At 73.9% G+C, this 12,086-nt stretch carries 11 protein-coding genes and 1 pseudogene; 7 read left to right on the forward strand and 5 right to left on the reverse strand.

Translation table 11 applies throughout. The features are described from left to right. Nucleotides 1–170 precede the first annotated feature (170 nt). Nucleotides 171–833, forward strand: coding sequence for an HAD-IA family hydrolase (locus tag AB0B94_RS18680; protein WP_357281064.1), 663 nt, complete (start codon nucleotides 171–173; stop codon nucleotides 831–833). Between the two features lie 13 nt (nucleotides 834–846). Here the strand turns inward: AB0B94_RS18680 and AB0B94_RS18685 are convergent, their stop codons facing one another. Next, nucleotides 847–1,440 (reverse strand): Pr6Pr family membrane protein, encoded by a 594-nt coding sequence (locus tag AB0B94_RS18685; RefSeq protein ID WP_357281069.1) that lies wholly within the window; start codon nucleotides 1,438–1,440, stop codon nucleotides 847–849. A 109-nt stretch (nucleotides 1,441–1,549) separates the two neighbouring features. On the opposite strand from AB0B94_RS18685, the pseudogene AB0B94_RS18690 reads away from it, so the two are divergent. Further along, a pseudogene (locus AB0B94_RS18690) lies at nucleotides 1,550–2,296 on the forward strand (phosphatidylglycerol lysyltransferase domain-containing protein); the annotation flags it as partial. Between the two features lie 16 nt (nucleotides 2,297–2,312). Here the strand turns inward: AB0B94_RS18690 and AB0B94_RS18695 are convergent. Then, a complete protein-coding gene (locus AB0B94_RS18695) occupies nucleotides 2,313–3,608 on the reverse strand; it encodes a glycosyltransferase (protein WP_357281074.1) in 1,296 nt (431 codons plus the stop codon). A 124-nt stretch (nucleotides 3,609–3,732) separates the two neighbouring features. Here AB0B94_RS18695 and AB0B94_RS18700 point away from each other — a divergent pair, with 124 nt between their 5' ends. Further along, nucleotides 3,733–4,212 (forward strand): N-acetyltransferase, encoded by a 480-nt coding sequence (locus tag AB0B94_RS18700; RefSeq protein ID WP_357281079.1) that lies wholly within the window; start codon nucleotides 3,733–3,735, stop codon nucleotides 4,210–4,212. A 92-nt stretch (nucleotides 4,213–4,304) separates the two neighbouring features. Continuing rightward, nucleotides 4,305–5,447, forward strand: coding sequence for a polysaccharide pyruvyl transferase family protein (locus AB0B94_RS18705; RefSeq protein WP_238671475.1), 1,143 nt, complete (start codon nucleotides 4,305–4,307; stop codon nucleotides 5,445–5,447). Between the two features lie 8 nt (nucleotides 5,448–5,455). On the opposite strand, the gene AB0B94_RS18710 is transcribed toward AB0B94_RS18705, so the two are convergent. Then, nucleotides 5,456–5,662, reverse strand: coding sequence for a hypothetical protein (locus AB0B94_RS18710; protein WP_030488784.1), 207 nt, complete (start codon nucleotides 5,660–5,662; stop codon nucleotides 5,456–5,458). A gap of 82 nt (nucleotides 5,663–5,744) precedes the next feature. On the opposite strand from AB0B94_RS18710, the gene AB0B94_RS18715 reads away from it, so the two are divergent. After that, nucleotides 5,745–6,263 (forward strand): DinB family protein, encoded by a 519-nt coding sequence (locus AB0B94_RS18715; RefSeq protein ID WP_357281088.1) that lies wholly within the window; start codon nucleotides 5,745–5,747, stop codon nucleotides 6,261–6,263. Nucleotides 6,264–6,291: 28 nt separating this feature from the next. Here the strand turns inward: AB0B94_RS18715 and AB0B94_RS18720 are convergent, their stop codons facing one another. Then, on the reverse strand, nucleotides 6,292–7,164 hold the full coding sequence (locus AB0B94_RS18720; protein ID WP_357281094.1) for a carbohydrate kinase family protein: 873 nt from the start codon (nucleotides 7,162–7,164) through the stop codon (nucleotides 6,292–6,294). Between the two features lie 191 nt (nucleotides 7,165–7,355). On the opposite strand from AB0B94_RS18720, the gene AB0B94_RS18725 reads away from it, so the two are divergent. Next, entirely contained in the window at nucleotides 7,356–10,814 is a 3,459-nt protein-coding gene (locus tag AB0B94_RS18725; protein ID WP_357281097.1) for a DEAD/DEAH box helicase, read from the forward strand. Beyond that, on the forward strand, nucleotides 10,811–11,740 hold the full coding sequence (locus AB0B94_RS18730; protein WP_357281103.1) for an SWIM zinc finger family protein: 930 nt from the start codon (nucleotides 10,811–10,813) through the stop codon (nucleotides 11,738–11,740). The genes AB0B94_RS18725 and AB0B94_RS18730 overlap by 4 nt, the downstream gene beginning before the upstream one ends. Nucleotides 11,741–11,785: 45 nt before the next feature. Here AB0B94_RS18730 and AB0B94_RS18735 read toward each other — a convergent pair whose 3' ends face one another. Then, nucleotides 11,786–12,043: a DUF3040 domain-containing protein gene (locus AB0B94_RS18735; RefSeq protein WP_091409372.1), complete on the reverse strand. Its 258-nt coding sequence runs from the start codon at nucleotides 12,041–12,043 to the stop codon at nucleotides 11,786–11,788. Between the last annotated feature and the right edge of the window lie 43 nt (nucleotides 12,044–12,086).

The following is a 12,086-nucleotide window of genomic DNA, read 5'->3' on the forward strand; positions in this document are numbered from 1 at the left end:
GGCGGCTATCGGACCCCTCGCTCCGACCTCCAGGTCCGATAGCCGCGATCCTCGACGGCCTCCCGAACCTCTGCCGACACCCGGGATCCGCGCAGCGGGTCCTGCTGCCTCACCCGGCGACGAGACAGCAGGATCACCGAAGTTGCGCGGATCTTGCCAGGTGGGGGAGGGTGGCCGCGTCAACCTGCGAGGGGAGTGTGCTGGTGGAACTGGCGGGCATTGGCGCGGTGCTGTTCGACATGGATGGCACCCTGGTCGACTCCGACGCCGCGGTGGAGCGGGCCTGGGAGCGGTGGGCGGGTGAGTACGCCGTCGACCCGGAGGCGGCGCTGGCGATCGCGCACGGCAGCCCGGCCGACCGGACCATCCGCCGCCTGCTGCCCGCGCTCGACGACAGCGCGGTGGCCACCGCTGCGGCACGACAGCTCGCGTTGCAGTACGACGACCTGTCCGACGTCGCGGCCACCCCGGGGGCGCACGAACTGTTGAACGTGCTGGCCCGACTGGGGTTGCCGTGGGCGGTGGTGACCAGCGCCGACCTGCGGCTCGCCGAGGCCCGGCTCGGCGCCGCCGGCATCAAGCCGCCGGTGCTCGTCACGGTGCAGGACGTCCGCGTCGGCAAGCCGGACCCGGAGGGCTACCTGCGCGGGGCGGCGCTGCTGGGCGTACCGGTGGCGCGGTGCCTGGTCGTCGAGGACGCCGAGGTCGGCCTGGCGGCCGGGCGGGCGGCCGGGGCGATGACCGCCGCGCTGAAGGGCCTCGACGGCGACCTACGCCTCGACGACCTGGCGCAGCTGGCACGGCAACTGGAGTCGACGCGGACGGCACCCTGACCCGCCGGCAGGGTCAACCGGTGCTCCGCCTGGTCAGGCGGACGGCGGCCAGCGCGATCAGCAGCAGGATGCCGCCGAAGAGCACGGCGTTACGGGTCACCGTGGGGTACCCGAGTCGGGGCACGTCGAGGAACGGGTAGAGGTAGCGGTCCGCGGCCCCGCCGAAGGCGCCCCGGACCAGGATCACCGTCAGCCACAGCAGCGGGTAGCCGAGCAGGCTGACCGCGTACGCCGGTCGCAGGGCGGCTCGGGGGCGGCGGTTGAGCCACTGGGCGGCGGCCAGCGGCGGCGCCACGGCGTGCAACAGCAGGTTGCCGGCGTCGGAGACGGCCCCCCGAGCCGCGGCGGTCGCCACCATGGCGTAGCCGCTCCACGGGTTGGCCAGCACGAGGACGAAGACCACCGCGGCGCCGACGAGGTAGACGGTGAGCGCGGTGCGCAACCGGTCACCGCAATCGGCCAGCAGCACCACCAGGTAGGCCAGGTTGACCTGCACGGTGAAGTAGAACAGCAGCTCCACGGGCTCGTCGCGAGCGGCGACTCCGGCGAGGACCAGCCCGACGGCGACCACCACCGCGCTGCTCACCCGCAGGACCCGGTCGGCCACCGGCGGACGCTACCATCGCCGTATCGATGAACGCCACGACGACCAGCTGCGCCGGGTACGCCGGATCCTGACCGCCGACGCCGACCGGGAGCCGGATTCGGCGCTCGCGCTGCTCGGCGACAAGCGGTTCCACTTCTCGCCGTCGGGGGCCGGCTTCCTGATGTACGGGGTGTGCGGCCGGTCGTGGATCGCGTTCGGTCCACCGGTGGGTCCGACCGCCGAGCGCTACGAGCTGCTCGCCGACTTCTGTGCGACGGCGCGCCGGGCGGGCCGCCGCCCGGCGGTGTACCACGTCGGCGATTCGCTCCTGCCCGACCTGCGCCGGTTGGGTCTCGCCGTGCACAGGGTGGGGGAGTCGGCGAGTGTGCCGCTGGCCGACTTCGCCCTCACCGGGCCGGCGCGCGGGGCGCTGCGCCGCAACTGGCGGCGGTTGGCCCGGCGCGCCGACCTGTCGTTCGCGGTGCTGCCCGGCGTGGGCCTGCTCGACGAGCTGCGCCCGGTCTCCGACGCCTGGTTGGCCGGTCGGTCCGACATGTCCTTCTCCCTCGGCGGGTTCGTCCCCGGCTACCTGGCCGGGTTGCCGGTCGCGGTGCTGCGCCGGCGCTCCCGGGTGGTGGCCTTCGCCGCGCTGCTGCCGACGCCCCGCCGGTGGGGCGTGGACCTGCTGCGCTACCACCCGGACGCGCCGCCGACGGTGATGGACCATCTTCTCGTCGAGGTGCTGCACGCGGCCCGGGATCGGGGGCTGGCCAGCGTGGAGCTGGGGTTGGCCCCGCTGGCCGGGCTGACGGGTGCGGACCCACTCTGCCGTCTGGGTCGGGCGGTGTACACGTACGGCGAGCGCTGGTACCGCTTCCGGGGACTGCGCCGGTTCAAGGCGAAGTTCGCTCCGACCTGGTCTCCGCGTCACCTCGCCGCGCCCCGGGGATGGCAGCTCCCGCTGGTCCTGGCCCAGGTGGGCCGGTTGTCGTCGCGTCCGCCGGACGGACGGGCGGCAGCGTCGCGTACAGCGTGACGAGCTCGGCCAGGTAGCGCTCGGCGGACCAGTCCGCCACCGCCGCGAGCCCTTCCCGGATCACGGCAGTGCGCAGCTCCCGCTCGGTCAGCAGCCGGGCGAGCAACGCCCCGAACGCCGCCGGGCTGGGCTCGGCGACCGGCCGGGTGGTGCCGGTGCCGGGCCGCTCGGCGAGCAGAGCGTCCACCATGGCCACCGGCAGTCCGTACGCCTCGGCCTCGGCGAGCACCAGGCCCTGCGTGTCCGTGGTGGAGGTGAACGCGAGCACGTCCGCGGCCCGGTAGTGGGCGCCGACCCGGTGGCGTGGCACCGGGCGGAGCAGGTGCAGCGCGCCGGTGACGCCGTACCGGCGGGCCATCCGGCGGACCGCGAGCCGGTGCCGCCGGGCCCCGAGCAGCACCAGCCGGGTAGCCGGCAACTCGCGGCGGACCTGGGCGAACGCGGCCAGCAGCAGCTCGGGGTTCTTCTCCGGCGTGGCCCGTCCCACGGCGAGCAGCACCGGCGCGTCCGCTGGGATGCCGAGCCGGGCCCGCAGCCGCCGCCGGTCGTCGGCGTCGGCGTGCGGTGCGGCCGCCGGGGTCGGCAGGACCACGATCGGGGTACGCCCCGCCATCGTCGCCATCATCGCCGCGGTCTTCGTCGAAGGGGCGATCAGGACGGTGGTGTGGGCCAGGAGGGTTCGCCCGAGCGCCAACAGTCGGGCCTGTCGACCCGGTCCGGGGTGGGCGAGCGCCCACAGGTCGCGTGTCCGCCAGCGCAAGCCCAGCCGCAGGCCGGCGTACGCAGCCCCGATCGGGATCTCCGGGTAGTGCGCGGCGTACGCGACGAGATCGGTGTGCCAGGTGAGCACTGTCGGTACGCCCCGGGTGGCGGCCCACCGCAGGCCGGCGACGCCGAGCGGGCCGGTGGTGTGCACGTGCACCACGTCGACCGGTGCGCTGGGCGGCCGGGGCAGCGCCAACCGGTAGGGCCGGGTCGGCACCGACAGCGAGGGGACCTCGTCCGGCCGGCGGCGACACCGCGACAGCGGGCCGGGGCAGTGCAGCACCACCCGGTGCCCGGCGGCGCGCAGCAGCGCCACCGTGGTGGCGACCGAGGTGGCCACCCCCTCCGGGTTGGTGAGGTGACTGTCGCTGACGTGGGCGATCCGCACGTTGCCATCGTCGCCCGCCCGCGCACCCCGGCCGTTGCGTCCGGCCCCGGGCGGGGAAACGGTTGGCGTCTCCGGACCGGCTCTGCTGCACTACCCGCTTGGCGACGACGAACGGGGAGACGCTGTGGAGCTGACGCTGACGCCGATGACGGCACAGGAGCTGGACCGCCTGCGGGGGCCACTGGTGCAGGGGTACGCCGAGGACCTGGTGGCGCACCGGGGGATGACCCCGCAGGCGGCCATGGAACGGTCGGTCGACCAGATCCGGGAGTCGCTGCCGTCCGGCGTGGCCACCGAGGGTGCGCTGCTGCGGCTGGGCCGGGTCGGCGACGCCGAGGTCGGCTGGATCTGGGTGACCCTGCCGACGACCGCCGCCCCCGACCAGGCCTGGATCCACAACATCGAGGTGCACGAGGAGCACCGGGGACGCGGATACGCGCGGCGGATGATCCAGCTCATCGAGGCCGAACTCGCCCAACGCGGTGTGCCAGAGCTGGGTCTGAACGTCTTCGGTACGAACACCGTGGCGATCGGCCTCTACCGCAGTCTGGGCTTCGAGGTCACCTCGCAGCAGATGGCGAAACGCCTCACCCCGGGGAGCTGAGCCGGCGGCGGCCCGGGACGGGTCCCCTCGGCAGGACTGTTCACAGGCCCAGCGGGAAACCGGCGCGGACCGCACCTGGGGAGGAGCGACGGATGACGCACGGCGCCGGACTGACCATCGGTGTGCTGGGCTCGTACGGTGGGCGAAACCTCGGCGACGAGGCGATCCTCACCGGCCTGCTCACCGATCTGCGTACGCAGGAACCGAACGCCCGGATCATCGTCTTCTCCCGGAACCCGGAACACACCAGGGCCGCCCACCCGGATGTCGAGGCGGTGCCCTGGGAGGGCGTGAGCCGTACCGACTCGGCACTGGTCCTGGCCCAGCTGGACCTGCTCATCCTGGGCGGCGGCGGCATCCTGTACGACCGGGAGGCCCGCCGTTACCTGCGGGTGGTCCGGGTGGCCCAGGAACGCGGCCTGCCGCTGATCACGTACGCGGTGGGGGTCGGTCCGCTCAGCGACGCGGTGGACACCGGCATGGTCCGGGAGACGCTCTCCAGCGCGACCCAGGTGACAGTCCGGGACCAGGAGTCCCGGATGGTGCTGGAGGAGGCCGGCCTGCTCAACCCGATCACGGTCACCGCGGACCCGGCGTTCCTCCTGCAACCGGAGGAGTTCCCGGCCCACCTGTTGGCTGAGGAGGGTGTGCCGGTCGGTAAGCGCCTCGTCGGGATCAGCGTGCGGGAGCCGGGCCGGGCCGCCGAACGCCTCGACGTGGACGGCTACCACCGGCTGCTGGCCCAGATCGGTGACTTCCTGGTGCACCGGATCGACGCGTACGTGCTGTTCGTGCCGATGGAGCGCGACGACATCCGGCACTCCCACGGGGTGCTGTCGCACATGGTCGCCGCCGAGCGAGGTCGGATCCTGCACGGCACCTACTCTCCGCAGCAGGTGCTGGGGTTGATGCGCCACTTCGACCTGGCCGTCGGCATGCGCCTGCACTTCCTGATCTTCGCGGCGATGGTCGGTACGCCGTTCCTGCCCCTGCCGTACGCCGGCAAGGTCTTCGACCTGGCCCAACGACTCGGCGTGCCGGCGCTACGCGGCGTGGAGCGGGAGGTCGAGGGGCCGCTGCTGGCCGAGGTCGACCGACTCTGGGACGAGCGGGAGCAACGCGCCGAGGCCACCGCACGGCGGGTGGCGGAGGTGTGCGATCAGGCGCGGGGCACCTCGGAGGTCACCCGAGGCGTGTTGGAGAGCCTGCGCAGCCAGACCCTCACCCGGGTCTGAGCGGGCGGTCACACCGCCGGGCCGGTCCACCGGTAGCGCCACTCGCGGGCCTCCTCGCGGGCGGTTTCCAACTCGTAGATCTGCGCGTCGGCCAGCCCACCGGAGCCGAGGTGATGGTGGGTCAGTGGCGGACGGCCGTTGCTGTCCAGTTCGACGGTGATGGTCTGCCCGTCCGCCGTGCCGCCGACGAGAAGGATCTGCACGGATGAAGCCATGCGCCCATCCTGCCCGGCCCAGCGCCCGCCCGCAGCGGATAGCGGGGCAGCGGGGCGCCCGGCCCGTGGCTACTGTCGGCGGATGGAGCAGACGATCGATCCCACGCTCGGTCCGGTGCTCGCCCGCACCGGCGACGAACGCGCTGTCCTGACCTCGTTCCTCGACTTCCACCGGGCCGTGCTGCTGCGCAAACTGCGCGGTCTCTCCGACGCCGACGCCCGACGCCGGCTGGTGCCGTCGGCGACCACACTCGCCGGGCTGGTCAAGCACCTGACCGTTGTCGAGCGGAACTGGTTCCCGACCCTGTTGGCACCCGAGCCCGGCGACGTCTACCTGACCTCCGAGGAGGACGCGGTGGCCAGCTTCACGCTGAGCGACCAGGACACCATCGTCGGTCTCATCGAGGCGTACGAGCGGGCCTGCGCCCGTTCCCGGGCGGTCGCCGCGAGCATCGACCTCGACCACGTGGTGCCGCACCCGCAGCTCGGTGAGGTGTCGCTGCGCTGGATCCTGGCGCACATGATCGAAGAGACGGCCCGGCACGCGGGTCACGCCGACATTCTGCGCGAGCTGACCGACGGTGAGGCCGGCGCGCTCTGAGCCAGGGGTCGCGGCACTCCGTCGGCCGTCAACCGGTGGGCAACAGGCCCGGTGGGTACTCCATCCCGTCATGCGTGCAGGCCGCAGCGGCAACTCGCGCCGCGTACCGGGCGGCACGCGCCAGTGGCTCACCGCGCAGCCGGGCGGCGATCAGGCCGGCCGCGAAGGCGTCGCCCGCTCCGTTGCTGTCCACCACCGGCTTTCCCGGTACGGCGGGCGGCACGGATACCGCAGTGCCGTCGCCCGGGTACAGGTCGGCGCCGTCCGCGCCACGGGTCACCACCACCGTCCGGGGCGCCAACGCGCCGGCGAGCGACGCGGCCCGGTCGCCCAGCCGCACCCCGCTCAGCAGAACCAGGTCGGCGACCTCCGCGAACGGCTGATGGTAGGAGTTCTCGCCGTCCCAGTCGTGCAGGTCGGTGGAGAGCGCCACGCCCGTCGGAACCGCAGCCCGCACGGCGGGCAGCGACGGCACCGTCCAATCCATGATCGAGAGGTGGACGTGCCGGGCGTCGCGGACCAGTGCGGCCAGCTCGGTGGCGGGAAACGGTGGATCACCCTGCCATGGGCGCGGGTCGTACAGCGACGTGCGCCGCCCGCCCGGGTCCACCAGGTTCACCGACCGGCGGGTGCCGCCCCGGTGTTCGGCCAGCAGCGCCGGCACCTCGGCCCGGGTCAACGCCGCCCGGACCAGCTCACCGGCCGGATCCGCACCGAGGGTGTCGACCACCAGTACGTGCAGGCCGAGCGCCCGGGCGGCCAACGCCACCCCGGCGCCGGTGTTGCCGATCCGCAGCTCGATCGGCTCGACGGTGTGGGAATCGGCAGCCGGGAGGGGCAGCGCGGGCACCCGAACCCGTACGTCCACCCCAAGCCCGCCCAGAACCAGAAGATCGACCACAGCGCCGACGCTAGCCCGTTGCCGCACCCACCTCCAGTCCCCGCGATCTTGCGCTTTCTGCTGCGACAAAACGTGCACTCTTCGCCGAACGTCGACACAAACTGCAAGATCGCGCAGGTGGGCCGGTGGGCGCGGACGCCGGGCCGGGTGGGCCGCCTAAGCTGGGGGCGGGCGGCGACTAGGGGGAGCAGGTGCTGGTCATCCACGGGCTGTGGTTGCCCAGCGGCAGCTCGACCGGCGGCCTCGCCGTCTGGGCCGAGGACAGCACCGCACCGATTCCCGCTGCACGTTCGGGCCGGCCGGCCCGGGAACGCCCGCACCCCTTCGCGGCCGGGCACACCGACCTGGCCGCCGTCCTCGCCGATGCCGCCGAGCCGAGCCGGTCGGACACCGCGCTACTCACCCTGCCCACCCTGGCCGGCGCGCCGACCGACTCACCCGAGCTGATCCGGACCACCGTCGCACCCGCGGCCCGCGGCCGGCTCACCCTGGCCGGGTGGCGGGTCCCCACCCTGGTGTACGCCCCGGACGACGCCCTTTCGCTGCTGCGAGCCCTGGACGACATCCCGGCGGTGCCCGGGGCCACCCTGCGGCACCTCGCCGAGCTGGTCGACTTCGCCGCCGACCTGGTGACCCGTGGCCGTGTTCTCCCCGGCGTGCGCACGATGACGGCCGATCGGATGCCCGGCGCTGATGCGACGGCGGCCGACCAGACGCGCGGCGCTGGCGCGGCGGCGGTCGACCAGACGCCCGGCGCTGGCGCGGCGACGGCCGACCAGACGCCCGGCTCTGGCGCGACGGCGGTTGACTGGACGCCCGGCGCTGGCGCGACGACGGCGTCGGGCGGGCAGGTGCTCGCGCAGGCGGTCTGGCGTCCGCTGCTGACCGGCACCGACGCCGCCTGGGCGCGCGCGCTGGCGCTGGCCCTGCCACCCGCCGCCCGCGCTGCCGTCCTGCCGTCCGCCGCCGCGTTGCCGTCCGCCGGGTTGCCGTCCGCCGGGTTGCCGCCGTCCGCCGGCGCCGCTCAGGGGCCCACTGGGAACGCCGCCACCTTCGCTGCGGCGATTGTTGGTTCGGGCGGGTCTGAGCTGACCGCTGCCGCCCTGGTCGCGGATGCGCTCGACGCGTTCACCGATGCCGCCGCGCGGGCCGCGTTGGCGACCACCACGCTGGCACGAGGGCTGCGCCCTGGGGGTCCGGCGCCGGCCTGGCTGGCCGCGCTCGCCGGCCCGCAGCGGGACTTCACCATCGACCCGGCCGGGCTGGACAGCCTCTGCACCGAACTGGACGCCTGGCAGCGCGACGCCGCCGGTGGCCCGGTGCGGGCCAGTTTCCGCCTGGTGGAACCAGCCCCCGACGAGGTCACCGAACCGATCCTGGCCACCCGGGTGAGGTCCGCCGACAGCGCGCCCGCGTCGGTGTCCGCCGACGACGCGCCCGTGTCGGTGTCCGCCGACAGCGCGCCGGTGTCGGTGGGGTCGATCGGTGCCGGGCGCTGGCGGTTGGAGTTCGGGTTGCAGGCCGCCGACGAGCCCGGCCTGCACGTGGACGCCGGGGACATCTGGCGGGCGCCGCAGACCCTCGGCGGCCTGGTTGGCCGGACGACCAACCCGCAGGAGACGCTCCTCGCCGAGTTGGGCCGGGCCAGCCGGCTCTGGCCGGACCTGGACGCCGCGCTGCGTACCGCCGCCCCGGAGGCGATGGAACTCGACGTCGAGGGGGCGCACCGGTTTCTCAGTGCGGGCGCACCGGTGCTGCACGCTGCCGGTTTCGGGGTGCTGCTGCCGTCCTGGTGGCAGCGCCCGTCGGCGCGACTGGGCGCCCGGTTGCGGGCGCGCAGCCGCACCGCGCCGGGCACCGTGGGTGGCACCGATGCCGGAGTCGGCCTGGACGCCCTTGTCGACTACCGCTGGGAGATCGCACTCGGTGACCAGCCGCTCTCCGCCGAGGAGTTGGCGGCGTTGGCCGAGACGAAGACCCCGCTGGTACGGCTGCGCGGCCGGTGGGTGGAACTGGACCCGGGGCGGCTCGCGGCCGGGTTGCGCCTGCTCCGCTCCGCGGGCGAGCTGACCGTCGCCGACCTGCTCCGCCTCGGGCTGGCCGACGGTGAGGCCACCGGCGAGCTGCCGGTGCTGGAGGTGACCGCCGACGGGGCGCTGGGCGACCTGCTCGCCGGCGCGGTCGAGCGGCGACTCACCCCGCTGGACCCGCCACCGGGCTTCCGCGGGACGCTGCGGCCGTACCAGCAGCGGGGGCTGGCCTGGCTCGCCTTCCTGCGCTCACTCGGTCTGGGCGGTGTGCTCGCCGACGACATGGGGCTGGGCAAGACGGTGCAACTGCTCGCGCTGCTCGCCGGGGACCCACCGGAGGCCGGGCCGACCCTGCTGGTCTGTCCGATGTCGCTGGTCGGCAACTGGCAGCGGGAGGCGGCCCGGTTCACCCCGCAGCTGCGGGTGCACGTACACCATGGTGCCGAGCGGGCGCGGGGGGCGGAGTTCACGGCGGCCGCGCACGGCGCGGACCTGGTCCTCACCACCTACTCGGTGGCCGCCCGCGACGCCGTCGACCTGGCCGGCATCGACTGGCACCGGGTGGTGGTGGACGAGGCGCAGGCGATCAAGAACGCGTCGACAAGGCAGGCCGAAGCGGTTCGCGCGCTGCCCGCCCGGCAGCGGGTGGCGGTGACCGGCACGCCGGTGGAGAACCGCCTCGCCGACCTCTGGTCGATCATGCAGTTCGCCAACCCGGGTCTGCTCGGGCCGGCCGCGACGTTCCGCAAACGGTTCGCCGAGCCGATCGAGCGGCACGGCGACGTCGAGGCCGCCGAGCGGCTGCGCCGGATCACCGGCCCGTTCGTGTTGCGCCGGCTCAAGACCGACTCGTCGATCATCTCCGACCTGCCGGAAAAGCTGGAGATGGAGGTGCTCTGCAACCTCACGGCGGAGCAGGCCGCGCTGTACCGGGTGGTGGTCGACGACATGCTCGCCCGGATCGAGACCAGCGACGGCATCGAACGACGCGGCCTGGTGCTGGCCACCATGACCCGCCTCAAGCAGGTCTGCAACCACCCCGCCCAGTTGCTGCGCGACGGCTCACCGCTGGAGGGCCGCTCCGGCAAGCTGGCTCGGCTCACCGAGATCCTTGAGGAGGTGCTGGCGGCGGGGGAGCGGGCACTGCTCTTCACCCAGTACGCCGAGTTCGGTGCGATGTTGCGCGGTCACCTGTCAGCGCGGTTCGGCCGGGAGGTGCTGTTCCTGCACGGTGGCCTCGGCAAGGCCGAGCGGGACGCCCTGGTGCAGCGTTTCCAGTCTGCGCAGGGTCCGCCGCTGTTCGTCCTCTCCCTCAAGGCCGGCGGCACCGGGCTGACCCTTACCGCCGCGAACCACGTGGTGCACGTGGACCGGTGGTGGAACCCGGCGGTCGAGGACCAGGCCACCGACCGGGCGTTCCGGATCGGGCAGCGTCGACGGGTGCAGGTGCGCAAGTTCGTGTGCGCCGGCACTGTCGAGGAGAAGGTGGCCGCGATGATCGCCGACAAGCGCAGCCTCGCCGAACGGGTGGTCGGCACCGGCGAGCAGTGGATCACCGAGTTGTCCACCGGCCAGTTGCGGGACCTGTTCGCCCTGGAAGCCGGCGCGGTGGTGGAGTGAGCGAGCGGAGCGCCGACGTGAGCACCGACCGGTTCGCCGACTACGGGCGTCCGCGTCGGGTCGACGGGGGTCTGCGGGCGCGCAGTGCCCGGGGCGCGATCGGCAGGTCCTGGTGGTCGCGGCGTTTCCTGGAGGTGCTGGAGTCGTTCGCGCTCGGCACCCGGCTGACCCGGGGCCGGTCGTACGCGCGAGCCGGTCAGGTGCTCACGCTCGACATCACCCCCGGGCGGGTCGACGCGGTGGTGCAGGGCTCCCGGCCGCAGCCGTACCAGGTGTCGATCGCGCTGAAGCCGTTCCCGGCGGCGCTCTGGTCCCGAATCGAGGACGAGCTGGCCGGGCAGGCGTTCTTCAGCGCCCGGCTGCTCGCCGGAGACCTCCCCGACGAGTTGGAGGAGCTGTTCGCCGCCGCCGGCGCGCCGCTCTTCCCGGCCGCCGTGGACGAGTTGACCCAGCGCTGCAACTGCCCCGACTTCGCGGTGCCGTGCAAGCACCTCGCGGCGACGTTCTACCTGCTGGCCGAGGCGTTCGACGCGGACCCGTTCGAGCTGCTGCACTGGCGCGGTCGGTCCCGGGCGGAGTTGCTCGGCGAACTGCGCGCCCGGCGGGCCGCGACCACCGGCGCCACCTCGGCGCCCCCACCGCTCGACCCACCGTCCGGACCGGACGGTGCGGTGTCGACAGTGGACGTCGTGGCGCCGGTCGGCGCCGCTCGGGCGCTGGCCGGGCTGTCGGCGACGCCGCTGGCGGATACGGCGGACCGGTTCTGGTCAGCGCCGGTGCCGCTGCCGGATCGGCCGCCCCGGCTGGTGACCGGCACCGACCTGCTGCTGCGCCAGCTCGGAGCGCCGGCCCCGGCCATCGGTGGGCCGGGACTGCTCGAACGGTTGCGCCGCGCGTACCGGGCGTTCGGTCCGGCCGACAGGTGAGTGTCACGTCCACCTGTTGAGCCGTCCCGTCGAGCGGTTGAGCGGTCACGTCCAGCGGCGGCGGAACCGCCACATGATCGCGGCATTGGCCACCAGCACCACCGCGCAGATCGCGCCGGTGAGTCGACCGGCGAACACGGCTATCGCCGGCAGCGACGCCCACAGCACGATGGTCAACAACATCAGGTAGCGGCCCCTGCGGGCTCGGGCCCGGTGGTCCAGCCGGTTGAAGAAGGCCGGGTCACTTTCCCGGAGCTGACGGGTGATCTGGTCGAATCTGCGCTGATCCTCTTTGCTGAGCATGGCGCTGCCTTCCCCTCACGCGTTCAGCGGTTCGGCGGCATAC

Source organism: Micromonospora sp. NPDC048986, assembly GCF_040649335.1.
GTDB classification, from domain to species: domain Bacteria; phylum Actinomycetota; class Actinomycetes; order Mycobacteriales; family Micromonosporaceae; genus Micromonospora; species Micromonospora alfalfae.